Source organism: Anaerobacillus sp. 63XJN7_4_ISO-PGPR-S23-413 (assembly GCF_056173725.1).
On record NZ_CM149688.1, the window covers coordinates 1,859,285 to 1,875,825 of the forward strand.

Annotated in this window: 14 protein-coding genes; all 14 read left to right on the top strand. The window is 42.5% G+C overall.

The features are described from left to right. Positions 1-135 precede the first annotated feature (135 nt). The 14 genes from rny (at position 136) to mutS (ending at position 16,532) form a co-directional block, all read left to right on the top strand. Positions 136-1,698, top strand: a complete 1,563-nt coding sequence (gene rny, locus AC0VYO_RS10020; protein WP_194221458.1) for a ribonuclease Y — start codon at positions 136-138, stop codon at positions 1,696-1,698. Between the two features lie 105 nt (positions 1,699-1,803). Continuing rightward, entirely contained in the window at positions 1,804-2,598 is a 795-nt protein-coding gene (locus AC0VYO_RS10025; RefSeq protein WP_226612874.1) for a TIGR00282 family metallophosphoesterase, read from the top strand. 99 nt (positions 2,599-2,697) lie between these two features. Further along, the gene (gene spoVS / locus AC0VYO_RS10030) at positions 2,698-2,958 is read left to right on the top strand and encodes a stage V sporulation protein SpoVS (protein WP_044391806.1); all 261 of its coding nucleotides are present in this window, start codon (positions 2,698-2,700) and stop codon (positions 2,956-2,958) included. Between the two features lie 87 nt (positions 2,959-3,045). After that, positions 3,046-3,969 carry a dipeptidase gene (locus tag AC0VYO_RS10035; RefSeq protein ID WP_194221460.1) on the top strand — a complete coding sequence of 308 codons (924 nt, stop codon included), beginning with the start codon at positions 3,046-3,048 and terminating at the stop codon, positions 3,967-3,969. 109 nt (positions 3,970-4,078) lie between these two features. After that, positions 4,079-5,830, top strand: coding sequence for a 2-oxoacid:acceptor oxidoreductase subunit alpha (locus tag AC0VYO_RS10040; RefSeq protein WP_475368924.1), 1,752 nt, complete (start codon positions 4,079-4,081; stop codon positions 5,828-5,830). Further along, the gene (locus tag AC0VYO_RS10045; protein WP_194221462.1) at positions 5,817-6,683 is read left to right on the top strand and encodes a 2-oxoacid:ferredoxin oxidoreductase subunit beta; all 867 of its coding nucleotides are present in this window, start codon (positions 5,817-5,819) and stop codon (positions 6,681-6,683) included. Before AC0VYO_RS10040 ends, AC0VYO_RS10045 begins: the two co-directional genes overlap by 14 nt. A gap of 187 nt (positions 6,684-6,870) precedes the next feature. Beyond that, entirely contained in the window at positions 6,871-7,911 is a 1,041-nt protein-coding gene (tdh, locus tag AC0VYO_RS10050) for an L-threonine 3-dehydrogenase (protein ID WP_475368925.1), read from the top strand. 42 nt (positions 7,912-7,953) lie between these two features. Further along, a complete protein-coding gene (locus AC0VYO_RS10055) occupies positions 7,954-9,129 on the top strand; it encodes a glycine C-acetyltransferase (RefSeq protein ID WP_475368926.1) in 1,176 nt (391 codons plus the stop codon). Between the two features lie 302 nt (positions 9,130-9,431). Next, a complete protein-coding gene (gene miaB, locus AC0VYO_RS10060; RefSeq protein WP_430242587.1) occupies positions 9,432-10,964 on the top strand; it encodes a tRNA (N6-isopentenyl adenosine(37)-C2)-methylthiotransferase MiaB in 1,533 nt (510 codons plus the stop codon). After that, positions 10,964-11,380 carry a YlbF/YmcA family competence regulator gene (locus AC0VYO_RS10065; RefSeq protein WP_404682209.1) on the top strand — a complete coding sequence of 139 codons (417 nt, stop codon included), beginning with the start codon at positions 10,964-10,966 and terminating at the stop codon, positions 11,378-11,380. The genes miaB and AC0VYO_RS10065 overlap by 1 nt, the downstream gene beginning before the upstream one ends. 246 nt (positions 11,381-11,626) lie before the next feature. After that, positions 11,627-12,145 carry a DUF6886 family protein gene (locus AC0VYO_RS10070; RefSeq protein ID WP_475368927.1) on the top strand — a complete coding sequence of 173 codons (519 nt, stop codon included), beginning with the start codon at positions 11,627-11,629 and terminating at the stop codon, positions 12,143-12,145. 18 nt (positions 12,146-12,163) lie between these two features. After that, entirely contained in the window at positions 12,164-12,913 is a 750-nt protein-coding gene (locus AC0VYO_RS10075; protein WP_283152216.1) for a phosphotransferase family protein, read from the top strand. 251 nt (positions 12,914-13,164) lie between these two features. Then, entirely contained in the window at positions 13,165-13,716 is a 552-nt protein-coding gene (cotE, locus tag AC0VYO_RS10080; RefSeq protein ID WP_430242577.1) for an outer spore coat protein CotE, read from the top strand. A 218-nt stretch (positions 13,717-13,934) separates the two neighbouring features. After that, positions 13,935-16,532: a DNA mismatch repair protein MutS gene (gene mutS / locus AC0VYO_RS10085; protein WP_475368928.1), complete on the top strand. Its 2,598-nt coding sequence runs from the start codon at positions 13,935-13,937 to the stop codon at positions 16,530-16,532. Positions 16,533-16,541 lie beyond the last annotated feature (9 nt).

Sequence of the window (16,541 nt, forward strand, 5' to 3'; positions counted from 1 at the left end):
TATAATTATAATTTTCTAGTAGAATTATACTTTATTCTTAACAGATGAAATGTGCTGGATTGAAATTTTGCAAGTGGTACTAAGAATTAACATGACAGCAAACCAACAAGTTGATAGCAGGAGGAGGTGAGTTCGATGGATATAGTGATCATCATCTCCACTATGCTGGTCTCTGCAGTCGTCGGAGCAGTTGTTGGATTTCTTGTTCGCAAAACGATTGCTGAAGCGAAAATCTCCAGTGCAGAAATGGAAGCGCAACGGATTATCAAAGAAGGTAAAAACGACGCTGAAGCTTTGAAGAAGGAAGCTATGCTTGAAGCGAAGGACGAGAATCATAATCTTCGTGTTGAAGCTGAGCGTGAAATTCGTGAACGCAGAAATGAGTTACAAAAACAAGAGAATCGTTTGGTACAAAAAGAAGAGGTCCTTGATCGCAAAAGTGAGACTCTTGACAAAAAAGAGGATTCCCTCGAAAGAAGAGAGGACTCTCTCACCAAAAAACAACGGCAAATTGAAGAGATGGAAGGCAAAGTGGAGGAGTTGCTTCAAGAGCAACAACACGAGCTTCAGCGAATTTCCGGTTTAACAAGGGAAGAAGCGAAGCAAATCATCTTCCGTGAAAGTGAGCAGGAGCTTGAGCATGAGCTGGCGCAGATGGTGAAAGAGCGCGAGAACTATGCGAAAGAAGAAGCTGATAAGAAAGCGAGAGAAGTACTTTCGCTTGCGATTCAGCGCTGTGCAGCGGATCATGTTGCAGAAACAACGGTTTCCGTTGTAAACCTGCCTAATGATGAGATGAAAGGTCGAATCATCGGTCGTGAAGGCCGAAACATTCGAACTCTTGAAACGTTAACGGGAATTGACTTGATTATCGATGATACACCTGAGGCAGTTATTCTGTCCGGTTTTGATCCGATACGAAGAGAAATTGCTCGTAATGCCCTGGATAAGCTCGTACAGGATGGAAGAATTCACCCTGCACGAATTGAAGAAATGGTTGAGAAATCACGCAGGGAAGTGGATGAATACATTCGCGAAGTTGGAGAACAATCCACATTTGAAATTGGAGTTCACGGACTCCACCCGGATCTCATTAAGATCCTGGGCCGTTTGAAATTCCGTACAAGTTATGGACAGAATGTCTTGAAGCATTCCATGGAAGTTGCTTATCTAACGGGTCTTATGGCCGCAGAGCTTGGAGAAGACGTACAGTTAGCACGTCGCGCTGGTCTCCTTCATGATCTTGGTAAAGCGATTGACCACGAAGTCGAAGGTAGCCACGTTGAAATTGGCGTTGAGCTTGCGACGAAGTATAAAGAGCATCCGGTTGTTATTAATGCAATCGCATCTCACCATGGTGATACGGAAGCAACATCAGTAATTTCAACGCTTGTGGCAGCAGCCGATGCATTGTCAGCTGCACGTCCGGGAGCGCGTCGTGAAACACTTGAGACGTATATTCGTCGTCTTGAGAAACTTGAGGAAATTTCAGAGTCGTTTGAAGGCGTTGAGAAATCATTCGCGATTCAAGCTGGCCGAGAAATCAGGATCATGGTTAAGCCTGATCTTGTTGATGACGTTTCATCATATCGTCTCGCACGAGAAATTACGAAGAAAATTGAAAATGAACTGGACTACCCTGGGCACATTAAGGTCACGGTCATCCGTGAAACAAGGGCAGTTGAGTATGCAAAATAAAGCGATGCCGCGTGCATCGCTTTATTTAATTTCACCTAAAACTTACGAATCATACTTTCTTTTGATAAACTGATAAAGAATGAACTAAGAGATTGGAGCATTATAATGAATATACTTTTTATTGGAGACGTTGTTGGCTCTCCCGGACGCAATATGATTTCTACTTATTTACCTCGCTTAAAGAAAAAATACAAACCTACTTTTACGATTGTGAATGGCGAGAATGCGGCAAGTGGTCGCGGCATTACAGAGAAGATCTACCGTGGCTTTCTTGAGTCAGGCGCTCAAGTCATTACGATGGGTAATCATACATGGGACAACCGTGAAATTTTTGAATTTATCGATCGTGCTCCTAAACTCGTCAGACCTGCTAACTTCCCAGAAGGAACGCCAGGAAACGGTTCAACGATTGTGAACATTAATGGTGTTGAAGTAGGTGTCATTAACTTGCAGGGAAGAACGTTTCTTCCTGCGATGGATGATCCGTTCCGTAAAGCGGATGAACTGATTGAAGAGATGAGAGAGAGAACACCGGTCATTTTTGTTGATTTTCATGCAGAAACAACGAGTGAAAAACAGGCGATGGGCTGGTATCTTGATGGCAGAGTGACGGCAGTCGTGGGAACACATACTCACGTTCAAACAGCTGATGAGCGCATCTTGCCAGGTGGAACGGCTTATATGACAGATGCAGGAATGACAGGTCCTTACGATGGTATTCTTGGTATGGAGCGTGAAGCGGTAATTAAGAAGTTCCTTACGACAATGCCTGTAAGGTTTGAAGTAACAAAAGGTCGGGAACAACTTAGTGGGGTCTTTTTAACACTAGATCCAAAAACTGGTAAGGCAACAAAGATTCAACGGATTGCGATCAATGACGACCATCCATTCTATGATTAAAACGTTTTGAAAAGATGACGGAAACAGCAGGAATACAAGCTTCTTACAAGGAATATAGTCTAGAGTGGTAATGGATGATCAAATTAAGGAGGGGCTATAATGGATATATTAAAAGTTTCAGCAAAATCCAATCCTAATTCTGTAGCTGGTGCACTTGCGGGCGTCCTTCGGGAACGCGGTAATGCCGAGATTCAAGCGATTGGAGCAGGTGCATTAAATCAAGCTGTTAAAGCAGTAGCCATCGCAAGAGGGTTTGTAGCACCTAGTGGCGTTGACCTCATTTGTATCCCTGCTTTCACCGATATTTTAATTGATGGTGAAGAGCGTACCGCAATTAAGCTCATTGTAGAGCCTCGCTAAATCATTCCGTCAGAAAAACCTGTTTGTTATTACAAACAGGTTTTTTATACTTTAATTTGAAACGCAGAAGAATGAAGGGGGATCTTAATGAATATAGTAGATGCACACTGTGACGTATTATGTAAAATGTGGTTGAATCCATCGCTTTCCTTTGAAAATGGGGAAGGACTCCATACAAACCTTGAGCAAATGAGAAGGGCAGGAGCAAAGCTACAGCTTTTTGCGATCTATGTTCCAGAAAGCGTGCCGGCTTCCGCTAAATTTGATTGTGCCCTTGAAATGGTTGAGATTTTCCATGAGAAGGTTATCAAGCCATATGAGGATGTTGTTGCGGTTTATTCCAAAAAAGAGGCAGAGCAGCTTCCTGATGGGAAAATAGGAGCGATGCTCACGTTAGAAGGCGTAGATGCAATAGGGAGTGAAGCAACAAGGCTTAAAACGCTCATTCGACTTGGTGTGCGATCGGTTGGATTAACGTGGAATTATGGGAATGCAACGGCAGACGGTATTCTTGAATCAAGGGGCGCAGGGTTAACTGATTTTGGAAGAAGCGTTGTCGATTTACATAACCAGCATCGAGTGTGGACGGATGTTTCGCATCTTTCAGTACGAGCATTTTGGGATGTGTTAGAGCAAGGGCGCTACGTCATCGCTTCTCACTCGAATGCCAAAGCCATTTGCACCCATCCAAGAAACTTGGATAATCAACAGTTATCGGCGCTAATTGAAAAGAATTCCTTGATCGGCGTGACGTTTGTGCCTAAGTTTCTACGAAATGACCGGAATGCAAGTGTTTCGGATATTATCCATCATATTGAACACATCTGTAGCCTCGGTGGCGCGGAGAATATTGGACTTGGCTCTGATTTTGATGGAATTGATCAAGTTCCGAAAGATTTAACATGCTACAGCGACTATCCTCGACTTATTGAGGAGCTACATCGCTATTACAATGATGACCAAGTAAATGGGTTTTTAGGTGAAAACTTTATGGCTAGAATGCCTGAGTAAGTAAGAATTTAGTAATTGTGAGCTTCGTGAGCAGGGAATTATCATCCTATTTCGAACTAGTAATATAAGCAAGCGGTTTCAGGTACTAGATTAGAAAGGGTGGGACGTTATGATCGAACAACTTTCGTGGAAAGTTGGAGGACAGCAGGGTGAAGGAATAGATAGTACAGGAGAAATATTTGCGATCGCATTAAATCGACTTGGCTACTACTTGTATGGTTACCGGCATTTCTCGTCCCGTATTAAAGGCGGGCATACGAATAATAAGATCCGTGTTAGTACGAAAGAAGTTCGAGCGGTCTCAGATGACCTTGACATGCTTATTGCGTTTGATCAGGAAACAATTGATGTGAATGCTCATGAGCTTCATAGTAAAGGAATTATTATCGGTGATGCCAAATTCAAGCCAGTGAAGCCTGAGAAATGTCAGGCGACGCTCGTGATCATTCCCTTTACTGAAATCGCAACTGAACTAGGGACATCACTGATGAAGAATATGGTGGCAATTGGCGCAACAAGCGCGGCGTTAGGAATTGATACTGCGACGTATCAAGCTGTCGTGGAAGAGATATTTGGCCGTAAAGGCGAAAAAGTTGTGAACAATAACATGGAGGCGATTCAGCGTGGCGCTGATGCTTACAATGAATCCGCGGGTAATCGTGTTCAAACGCTTTCGTTAAAGAAAGCGGATGGAAAGCACCGTATGTTCATGATTGGAAATGATGCGATCGCGCTTGGTGCCCTGGCGGGAGGGGCAAGGTTAATGGCTGCATACCCAATTACGCCAGCATCAGAAATCATGGAATACTTAATTAAGAAGCTGCCAGAGTTTGGTGGGACGGTCGTGCAGACGGAAGATGAAATTGCGGCTGCAACGATGGCCATTGGCTCAAATTACGCAGGCGTTCGAACGTTAACCGCATCCGCAGGGCCAGGTTTATCCCTTATGATGGAGGCTATAGGCTTATCTGGTATTACTGAAACGCCTCTTGTGATCGTTGATACGCAGCGTGGGGGACCGAGTACGGGACTTCCTACTAAACAAGAACAGTCTGATTTACTGGCGATGATTTACGGCACACATGGAGAGATTCCTAAGATAGTGATTGCACCAAGTACCGTTGAAGAAGCATTTTATGATGCGATTGAAGCATTCAATCTTGCTGAGGAATATCAGTGTCCGGTCATTCTACTATCTGATCTTCAATTATCATTAGGAAAACAAAGTGTTGAACCGCTCGATTACAATAAAATCAAGATTCGTCGAGGGAAGTTAAATGATGACGCAATCGCTGAGCGAGAAGATAAATCATATTTTAAACGCTTTGAAGTTACTGATGATGGGATATCGAATCGCGTGATTCCTGGAACGAAAAATGGTATTTTTCATGTCACAGGAGTAGAACATGATGAGACAGGAAAGCCATCTGAGGTTCCGCAGAATCGAAAAGATCAAATGGAGAAGAGGCTTCGTAAAATCAGCAATTTATCATTTCCACAGCCTATTTTTAAAGTGGAGCAGCATGAAGAGCCAGATGTGCTTCTGATTGGTTTTAATTCGACGAGAGGAAGTATTGAAGAAGTAATGCCAAGACTTGAAGCAGATGGATTAAAAGTAAACCACGCGCAAATCCGACTTGTCCATCCTTTCCCTGCAGATGAGCTTAGGCCAATGTTACAGGCTGCGAAGAAAGTGATTGTCATTGAACACAATGCGACTGGTCAGCTTGCAAGTCTCGTAAAAATGAATGTAGGTTATGGGGAGAAAATTGAAAGTCTATTGAAATACGATGGAAATCCATTTCTACCTGGAGACATCCACCAACAATGCAAGGAGATGTTAGCGAATGGCCACATTTAAAGATTTTCGGAATCAGGTAAAACCTAACTGGTGTCCTGGCTGTGGAGATTTCTCGGTTCAAGCGGCCATTCAGCGCGCGGCAGCAAATGTAGGTCTTGAACCAGATGATCTTGCTGTAATTTCCGGCATTGGTTGCTCTGGTCGTATAAGTGGGTATATTAACGCGTATGGCTTTCATGGGATACATGGCAGGTCCCTTCCTATTGCACAGGGCGTGAAGATGGCAAACCGAGAATTAACGGTTATTGCATCAGGCGGAGATGGGGACGGCTTCGCAATCGGTATGGGGCATACGATTCATGCGATGCGACGAAATATTGATATTACCTATATCGTGATGGACAATCAAATTTATGGTCTAACGAAAGGACAGACCTCTCCAACGAGTGCAGAAGGCTTTAAAACAAAAAGTACGCCAACAGGTTCCATTGAGTCGTCTTTATCGATTATGGAACTTGCGCTCTCAAGCGGCTGTGGCTTTGTGGCCCAAAGCTTTTCAACAGATTTAAAGGACCTTGTAGCGATCATAGAGCAAGGAATTCAACATAAAGGCTTCTCTTTAATTAATGTGTTTAGCCCGTGCGTTACGTTTAACAAAGTAAATACGTATGACTGGTTTAAACAGAACCTAATTAGCTTGAATGATATCGAAGGATATGATCCGAAAAATCGAATGATGGCGATGCAAACATTAATGGAACACGACGGATTGGTAAAAGGTCTTATATATCACAACCCTAATCGTCCTTCTTATCAAGAGTCCGTAAGAGGATATAGTGCAGATGCCTTATCCAAGCAGGAGCTATCGCTTCCAGAGGAGAAGTTCTCGGAATTAATGGCTGAATTTATGTAATACTAACATGAACCCTTCTGTGTAGAAGGGTTTTTTTATGGGGATTTTGTCGTTATCCCATTCCATAAATAAAACTATAACTGTCCGCGTGTGGAGGACAGTTCACCTTTACGTGATAAATAATAAATGATAGTATAGTTGTGATAACAGTGATTAGAGGAAGTTTTGAAAAAGTGAGGTGTACGCTGTGGAAGGAAAAATGAAGGCGATTGTAAAGCATGAACGTGCAAAGGGTGCTCAGCTACAAACCGTTGATATTCCACAAATTAATGATAATGAAGTATTAATTCAAGTAAAAGCAACATCGATTTGCGGAACAGATGTACATATTTATACGTGGGATGAATGGTCTCAGAGCCGCGTAAACCCTCCATATGTTTTCGGTCATGAATTTGCTGGAGTGGTTGTAGAAAAAGGTAAGAACGTAACTAACCTTGAGGTTGGAGATCATGTTTCAGCTGAAACTCATATTGTCTGCAATCAATGTCCACAATGTTTAACAGGGAAGTTTCATATTTGCGAAAATACGAAAATCATCGGTGTTGATACGGACGGCTGTTTTGCGGAATATGTGGCTCTTCCATCACAAAACATATGGAAAAATCCTGAGTCTCTTTCATTCGATGTCGCTTCTGTTCAAGAGCCGATGGGGAACGCGGTACATACTGTACTCGCTGGAGATGTAGCAGGAAAGACCGTAGCGATCATTGGCTGTGGGCCAATCGGTATTATGGCTGTAGGTGTAGCGAAAGCAGCTGGCACATCACAGGTCATTGCACTTGATCTAAATGACTATCGTCTTGATCTTGCGAAAGAGATGGGTGCAACAACCGTCATTAATTCACGGAATGAAGATCCTCTTCAAGTTGTGAAGGAGCTAACACATGGGCATGGCGTTGACGTTGTATGCGAGATGTCAGGACATCCGATTGCAATGAACCAGGGCTTCAAAATGGTGACAAACGGTGGCCGCGTTTCTATTCTAAGTTTACCGGTGCGACCAGTTGAAATTGATGTGACAAATGACATTGTTTTCAAAGGGATTACCGTTCAAGGAATTACTGGAAGAAAAATGTTTGAAACATGGCGCCAGGTTTCTGGATTATTGCAGTCAGGTCAGGTAGATGTGGAACCAATGATTACGCATCACTTCCCGCTCGAAGACTTTGAAAAAGGCTTCGAATTAATGATTGAGGGTAAATGTGGTAAGGTAGTATTACATCCATAAGGCTCAAATTGAGCCATTACATAATAATGAGGAGGCCGATCAATGAAAGGTTTTGAATATCTCCAAGAAGAGCTTGATCAAATGCAAGAGGAAGGCGTGTTTCGTAATTTAATTCCGCTTGAATCCGCTCAAGGGTCACGCGTTACGATTAAAGGGAAAAACGTCATTCAGCTATCATCAAACAACTATCTCGGACTGACGGAACATCCGAAAATGAAACAAGCAGCGATTGAAGCAGTTGAAAAATACGGTGCAGGAACAGGTTCTGTTCGAACGATTGCAGGAACGCTTTCAATGCACGAACAGTTTGAAGAAAAGCTTGCTGAGTTCAAACACACTGAAGCGGCGCTCGTTCTTCAATCAGGATTTGCAACGAATCAAGCAGTCCTTTCAGCGATCCTATCGAAAGAAGACGTCGTGATTTCTGATGAACTAAACCACGCTTCGATCATTGACGGCATTCGCTTAACAAAAGCGGGGCGTCGTATTTACAAGCATACGGACATGCAAGATCTTGAGAACGCACTGAAAGAAACACAAGATTATCGTACACGTCTTGTTGTAACGGATGGTGTTTTCTCAATGGACGGAAACATTGCACCGCTAACTGAAATTGTAGAGCTTTGTGAAAAGTATGATGCGCTTGTGATGGTTGATGACGCGCACGCGAGTGGTGTACTTGGGGAGAACGGTCGCGGTACGGTGGACCACTTCGGCTTAAACGGACGCGTTCACATCCAAGTTGGTACGCTTAGTAAAGCAATTGGCGTTCTAGGTGGTTACATTGCAAGTACAAAAACACTTCGCGATTACCTGATCCATAAAGGTCGTCCATTCTTGTTTAGTACTTCTCATCCTCCAGCTGTAACAGCGGCTTGCTCAGCGGCAATCGACGTTCTTGTGGAAGAGCCAGAGTTAATCGAGAAGCTTTGGGATAACACGAAGTTCTTTAAAGCCGGCTTGAAAGATCTTGGTTTTGACACAGGCATTAGTGAGACACCAGTAACACCTGTCATCATTGGTGACGAAGCGCTCACACATAAATTCTCTGATAAACTATTTGAGAACGGCGTCTTTGCGCAGGGCATCGCGTTCCCTACCGTTGCTAAAGGAAAAGGCCGCGTTCGTACGATTGTAACGGCTCAACATTCAAAAGAAGATCTCCAAGAAGCACTAGATGCATTTGAAAAGTCTGGAAAAGAACTTGGAATTTTATAAATGAAAGATGGAGGGGGAGCGATCCCTCTCTTTTTTTAGGATAATTTTGTACCCACATCTGCTTTAATTCATCTATCCTGGGCTTTCTCATTTCCAGGTTTTATTGATTAAATACTCTGAACCCCTTATAATAAAGGAATGTCCATTAGTTACACATTTCTTAATTGACAATAAAGGATAACGTATAAAACGAAGCTTTTATAGAAGTGATTTCTATTAGCGAGGTTTTTTCTAAGTTTAGGAGCATTATGCTCTTTTTCATAGCAGGGTCATCCTTTTTAATTAGAAAGGAGTCGAACGACATGAACGAACAACAGCGTCTGGATTCGCAAATCAATGTAAAGAAAACAGAGAAAACAACGGAAGATTTCGCGAAATATTTCCAGACAACGTACCAGGCACCTAACTTAAAAGATGCCAAGCGCAGAGGGAAAGAAAATGTAAACGTTCATTACGATTTTGAAATTCCAGAGAATATTAAAAACCTTGGGAAAGATAAAAAGTTTTTGATTCGTACGTACGGATGTCAAATGAATGAACACGATACAGAAGTAATGGCAGGAATTTTTGAAGAAATGGGTTTTGAAGCTACAACGGAAGTCAAAGAGGCGGATGTTGTTCTCCTAAATACGTGTGCGATTCGTGAAAACGCTGAGAACAAAGTATTTGGTGAGCTCGGTCATCTAAAACCGTTGAAAATGGAAAATCCCGATTTAATCATTGGCGTATGCGGGTGTATGTCACAGGAAGAATCTGTCGTAAACCGTATTATGCAAAAGCATCAATTTGTTGATTTAATCTTTGGGACACATAACATTCACCGTCTTCCAGAACTGATGGAGCAAGCTGTCTTTGGTAAAGAAATGGTCATGGAAGTATGGTCTAAAGAAGGCGACATTATTGAGAACCTTCCTAGAACGAGAAAAGGTGAAATCAAAGCATGGGTTAATATCATGTACGGCTGTGATAAATTCTGTACATATTGTATTGTTCCTTATACACGAGGGAAAGAAAGAAGCCGACGCCCTGAAGATATTATTCAAGAAGTACGCCATTTAGCTGCTAAAGGCTATAAAGAAGTGACGCTTCTCGGACAGAATGTAAACGCCTACGGGAAAGATTTAGAAGACATCGAGTATGGACTTGGTGATCTTATGAACGAGATTCATAAGATTGATATTCCTAGAGTTCGCTTCACGACGAGCCATCCTCGTGACTTTGATGATCGTCTTGTGGAAGTGCTCGGTCAGGGCGGTAACTTAGTTGATCATATTCACCTTCCTGTGCAAAGTGGAAGCAATGAAGTTCTGAAATTAATGAACCGTCGCTACACACGTGAAACGTATTTAGAACTAGTTAGTAAAATTAAAAAGGTTATGCCTAACGCAACCTTTACAACAGATATCATCGTAGGGTTCCCTAATGAAACGGATGAGCAATTCGAAGAAACGATGGAGCTTGTGAAGGAAGTAGAGTATGACAGTGCGTATACGTTCATTTACTCCCAGCGTGATGGTACACCAGCTGCTAAAATGAAAGATAACGTCCCAATGGAAGTGAAGAAAGAACGCCTTCAGCGCTTGAATGCCCTTGTGAATGAAATGGCTGCCAAAAACAACGCTGTTTTTGAAGGACAGATCGTAGAAGTGCTTGTTGAAGGGGAAAGTAAGAAAAATGCAGACGTTCTTTCTGGTTATACAAGCAAGAACAAAGTTGTGAACTTTAGAGGTCCTAAATCGTTAGTTGGTCAAATTGTTCAGGTGAAAATCACAAAAGCAAAAACGTGGTCACTTGATGGGGAATACATCGAAAAAACGGCTGAGGTGAATGCATAATGATATCAAGAATGGAAGTAATTTCAAAAGCGAAAGATCTTGCGAAGCTCGTATCTGAAACAGAAGAAGTTGATTTCTTCAAACGTGCAGAAGAAAAGATTAACGAAAACAAAAAGGTTCAAAGTCTGATTGCTCGTATTAAACTAGAGCAAAAAGAAGCGGTTAATCTTCAGCACTACAGCAAGCATGAAGCATTGAAGGAGAAGGATGAGCGTATTGACAAACTCATGCAGCAGCTTGATGAAATTCCTGTCGTACAGGAATTCAAGCGCTCGCAATCGGATGTGAATGATCTTCTTCAACTTGTAGCAAACACGATTTCTAACACGGTAACAGATGAAATTATCGAATCAACTGGTGGAAACGTACTTGAAGGAACTACTGGCTCAAGTCAGCAGGGACCTGGTTGTAAGTAATAACTTCCATATCTTCATCATTTAACTTGAATACGAAAGCCTTCCAATGGTTTATTGGAAGGCTTTTTTTGATTGGATGCAAACTGTTTTTTGAAATAGTCACTTATTATATTGGATAATTATGTTAAAGTGAACAAAGAGACTACATAAGCTATTTCTTCAAACGGAAGAGTTTCTATGTATTTTAATAGCGAAAGGTTAATGGCGTTATAGCCTGAATAGCGGAATCCTGGAGGAGGCAATGGTGTGCGTATTTTTCATGTAAGTGAAGAAGACGATATTCAAAAATTTTACCCAAGGATTCCTACGCGTAAAGATCTTGACCAATCAATAGGACTTGTTTGGGCCGTTAACGAAATTTGTTCACCTAACTTTTTAACACCTCGAAATTGTCCGCGCGTTTGCTTTCACGTCGGGCCAAATACTTCAGATGCAGATAAGCAAACATATCTATCTTCGAGTTGTCAGCATGTGATCGTCCTTGAAAATAGCTGGTTTGAAACGATGACTCGAACTAAACTCTATTTGTATGAGTTCGATGCGATGCATTTTAAGCTCCAAGACGAGAATGCTGGCTATTATGTAAGCGAAACCACCCAAGTTCCAATGGATAAGATTGAAATAGATCACCCCATTCAGGAGCTATTCCGTCGTCAGGTAGAAGTAAGGTTTGTTGATCAGCTGTGGGATATCTATGATGAGATCCAACAAACAACGCTTCAGTGGTCCATGTGCCGAATGAGGTTTGCTCGTTCAAGAAATTAAAAAGAGAGGAGTAGTCAGGTGGAGCTTGGTCATCCAATCGCTGCTGGAAATACAGCGAAAGTTTACATCGTTCAAGATAAAATTGTGAAAGTGTTTCGTGAAGACCTTCCAGAAGGAACCTCTTTCTATGAAGCTGAGAAGCAACGTTACGCTTTATCAAAAGGACTTCCGGTACCGAAAGTCATTGAGGTAACGAAAATAGATGGTAGACAGGCGATCATGATGGAAAAAATCAGCGGTCGCACGTTAGGTGAGCTACTTTTAGAAAATAGGAATCTAGCACAGCACTATATGGAGATGTCCATTGACATTCAACAAAGGATTCATCAAATTAGCGCCGACTCGTTTGAACCGATGACCGAAAAGCTAACACGCCAAATAGGTGCAGCGGAGCGATTAAGTCAATCTCAAAAAACAGCGTTACTCCTCAAATTGAGTGAAATGCCAGTTAAGAAGCAGCTTTGTCACGGTGATTTTCATCTATTTAATCTGATTATGGACGATCAAGTAACGATTATTGATTGGGTCGATGCTAGCGCTGGGGATAGTCGAGCAGATGTTTACAGAACGTATCTATTGTATACGCAATTTTCAAGCGAATTAGCGGAACTGTATTTACAGCTCTATTGCATAAAAAGTGGCTTATCAAAAGATGAAATCATGGAGTGGGCTCCGATTATTGCGGGGGCACGGTTATCAGAAGGAGTATTATCAGAAGACAGCGATCGTCTATTAGAGATTGTAGATAAGTTAAGCCTGAGAGGATAAAACGCCTCTTAGGCTTAACTTATTTCTATATATAATTTTCACATACCATACTTTTTTAAGAAAAATACGAAAAGGTTGTAAAGCATTGGACATTCGAGACATAGACTGATAGTGGAACAGCCTTTATATATAAGAAAACATTTATTTTATGGTGTTGGTCATGTTATTTCGTGTTGAGGTAAAAAAAGAGGAACACTGGTCGTTTGTCTTGCATAGGATGAGAATGAAGATTGGAAGAGGAGGTATGATCGATGTCAGAGGAATATAATTACAGAGAGATATTCGCCAAAGCTGTTTGCGGAAAAGGGCGTAAGTTTACACAGGATACACATACGGTAACACCGTCGCATAAACCTTCAAGTATTCTTGGTTGTTGGATTATTAATAATGAATTCACTGCAAAGAAGCATGGGGACTGTGTAAATGTTGAAGGCTCTTATGACATTAATATCTGGTACTCATACAGCCATAATACGAAAACAGAAGTCGTAACAGAAAATGTGAAATACCGTGAAGAAATTCCTCTTCGCTATAAAGACAAAGATTGCGTGGCTGAAGAAGTTGTAGCAAAAGCTATTCAAGAGCCAAATGCACTTGAAGCTACTATAGCTCCAAGTGGTCACAAAATTATTGTTCAAGTGGAAAGAGAGTTTCTTGTAGAAGTGATTGGCGAAACGAAAATTTGCGTATACGTTAATCCGGATGGCTGCGGAGACGATGATGACGATTGGGATTATGATGTAGACGATGAAGAGTTTGAAGATTTGGATCCGAACTTTTTAATTGGTGATCTAGAGGAATAGTGCGTCCAGGGAGAAGCAATCCTTCTTCCTGGTTTTTATTTTGTCATTAAGAGCTTGTAGAGTCTAACCGCCAATTTGTCGTTTCACCCCTTCGATTGAGACATAAAACGTCTCATTCTCAGGGATTCCAACGTCCTACGGATTTAAACAGGCACACTCCGCTTTTCTGATATGCTATACTGTTATTTGAATAGATTTAAGATTGGTGGAGAAGAAACATGGCTCGATATACCCCGATGATGGAACAATATTTACGGATTAAGGCAGAGTACCAGGATGCCTTTTTATTTTTTCGTTTAGGCGACTTTTATGAGATGTTTTTCGAGGATGCGATGCGCGCTTCGAAGGAATTGGAGATTACATTAACGAGCAGAGATGGTGGGGGAGAAGACCGCATTCCGATGTGTGGTGTGCCTTATCATGCTGCTGAAAACTATATATCACAGCTGGTGACAAAAGGTTATAAGATTGCGATTTGTGAACAAACAGAAGATCCGAAACAGGCGAAAGGCGTCGTTCGAAGAGAAGTCGTTCAGCTTATTACGCCAGGTACGGTGATGTCGGACCATTTAATTAAAGAAAAGGAAAATAACTACATTGTGGCTATCTCCGCATTTGATGATGAGACTTATGCGCTTGCGGCGAATGATTTAACGACAGGTGAATCTATGGCAACGATTTTAGCTCTCGATCATCATGAAGTAATCGGTGAGCTTTCGAATCTGGCCCCGCGCGAAGTCATTCTTGCGAGTGATAGTGAGGCACTTTCTACAGCGATTCAAGAGCGAATGACCGTTACCGTATCGATTGAAGATGATGTGACGATTCCAGAATCGCTGCAGAAGTTAAGTGACCATATCGATCAGCCGAAGCTTCTTCAGGTGTTTGGCCGACTTCTTCAATATTTGATTCGTACACAAAAGCGCTCAATGGATCATCTTCAGCCGCTTCGTCACTATCACGTTTCCCAATATATGAAACTTGATGTGAATTCTAAACGAAACCTCGAGCTAGTGGAGACGATTCGGGATAAAAAGCGGACAGGCTCTCTCGTCTGGTTCCTTGATAGTTCAGTAACAGCAATGGGCGGACGATTACTAAAGCAGTGGGTTGAGCGCCCGCTCTTACAGCAGCGAGAAATTGAGAAGCGACAGGAGCTTGTCGAGACGTTAATGAAGCAGTTCTTTGAACGTGAGACGATTCGTGAACAGCTTCAGGGCGTCTATGACCTTGAGCGACTTGCAGGGAAAGTGGCGTTTGGAAACCTAAACGCTCGTGATCTCGTACAGTTGCGAAAATCGCTAGAGAAAATTCCAGAAATCAAGCAGGCAGTGGGATCTCTTGATAACCCATATGCGAATGAGCTTGCGGAGGAAATCCTCCCATGTGATGATCTCGTTCAGCTTCTACAGGCAGCGATTGAAGATAACCCGCCTCTTTCTGTGAAAGAAGGGCAAATGATTCGAGACGGCTATCATGCGGATCTTGATAAATACCGCGATGCGAGTCGGAACGGCAAAGACTGGATTGCGGCCCTCCAAATGCAGGAGCGAGAGCGTACGGGGATTAAATCTCTTAAAATTGGCTACAACAAAGTATTTGGTTATTATATCGAAGTAACAAGATCAAACCTTCCGAACCTTCCAGAAGGTCGTTATGAGCGGAAACAGACGCTTTCTAATGCAGAGCGTTTTATTACCCCTGAACTAAAAGAGAAGGAAACGCTCATTTTGGAAGCGGAAGAAAAGATTGTTGATCTCGAATATAGCTTGTTTGCGAACTTACGTGAAGAAGTGAAGACTTACATTCCTGAGCTTCAGCAGCTTGCGAGAAAAATTAGTGAGCTCGACGTGCTTCAATCGTTCGCGGTTGTAAGTGAAGAAAATCGCTTCACTAAGCCAGTCTTCTCCAAAGAACGTAAAGTGGCTGTTGAAGGCGGACGTCATCCAGTCGTTGAGAAAATGTTAAAAGGCCGAGAGTATGTGGCAAACGACGTGATGATGGATCGCGATCGTGAAATCCTCTTAATTACAGGTCCTAACATGAGTGGTAAAAGTACGTACATGCGCCAGCTCGCCCTGATTTCGATCCTTGGGCAGATCGGATGTTTTGTACCAGCGGAATCCGCTGTGCTCCCTGTTTTTGATCAAATCTTTACGCGAATCGGTGCGGCAGATGACCTTGCAGCTGGGCAAAGTACGTTTATGGTGGAAATGCTTGAAGCGAATTACGCCATTACGCGTGCTACGCAAGATAGCTTGATATTACTTGATGAGATTGGTCGCGGAACGTCAACGTATGACGGCATGGCGCTTGCGCAGTCAATTATTGAATATGTGCATAGTGAAGTAAGAGCAAAGACACTCTTCTCAACGCACTATCATGAGCTAACAACGCTTGAGGAAGACCTTGATCGCGTGAAAAATGTTCACGTTAAAGCGGTTGAAGAGAAGGGCAGAGTCGTTTTCCTTCATCGCGTTCATGATGGATCGGCTGATAAGAGTTACGGTATTCACGTGGCGCAGCTTGCCAACTTGCCTGATGCGCTCATTCAGCGTGCAGAAGCTATATTAGCTGAATTTGAGGCAGAGCCTGGCGCTCCCCAAGCACCTATAGAGGAAAAAGAAACGGTCGAAGTCAAAGAAGATGATGCACAGCTTGCTTTCTTTGATCAAGCGGAGGAAAAGAAGAAGCCTGCTCGATCGTCAGGTGAGAAAGCGATTCTAGATCGCCTAAAGTCTGTGGATATTATGGAAATGACGCCGATGGACGCGATCAACACACTATATGAATTAAAGAAGCAGTTAAAATCGTAGAGAAAGGGT

What these genes read in the sequence shown, in the direction of transcription:
- mutS (WP_475368928.1), top strand. Translation starts at nt 13,935, where the DNA reads ATGGCTCGATATACCCCGATGATGGAACAATATTTACGGATTAAGGCA.
- AC0VYO_RS10045 (WP_194221462.1), top strand. Translation starts at nt 5,817, where the DNA reads ATGGCCACATTTAAAGATTTTCGGAATCAGGTAAAACCTAACTGGTGT.
- AC0VYO_RS10025 (WP_226612874.1), top strand. Translation starts at nt 1,804, where the DNA reads ATGAATATACTTTTTATTGGAGACGTTGTTGGCTCTCCCGGACGCAAT.
- cotE (WP_430242577.1), top strand. Translation starts at nt 13,165, where the DNA reads ATGTCAGAGGAATATAATTACAGAGAGATATTCGCCAAAGCTGTTTGC.
- AC0VYO_RS10040 (WP_475368924.1), top strand. Translation starts at nt 4,079, where the DNA reads ATGATCGAACAACTTTCGTGGAAAGTTGGAGGACAGCAGGGTGAAGGA.
- AC0VYO_RS10035 (WP_194221460.1), top strand. Translation starts at nt 3,046, where the DNA reads ATGAATATAGTAGATGCACACTGTGACGTATTATGTAAAATGTGGTTG.
- miaB (WP_430242587.1), top strand. Translation starts at nt 9,432, where the DNA reads ATGAACGAACAACAGCGTCTGGATTCGCAAATCAATGTAAAGAAAACA.
- AC0VYO_RS10065 (WP_404682209.1), top strand. Translation starts at nt 10,964, where the DNA reads ATGATATCAAGAATGGAAGTAATTTCAAAAGCGAAAGATCTTGCGAAG.
- rny (WP_194221458.1), top strand. Translation starts at nt 136, where the DNA reads ATGGATATAGTGATCATCATCTCCACTATGCTGGTCTCTGCAGTCGTC.
- spoVS (WP_044391806.1), top strand. Translation starts at nt 2,698, where the DNA reads ATGGATATATTAAAAGTTTCAGCAAAATCCAATCCTAATTCTGTAGCT.
- AC0VYO_RS10055 (WP_475368926.1), top strand. Translation starts at nt 7,954, where the DNA reads ATGAAAGGTTTTGAATATCTCCAAGAAGAGCTTGATCAAATGCAAGAG.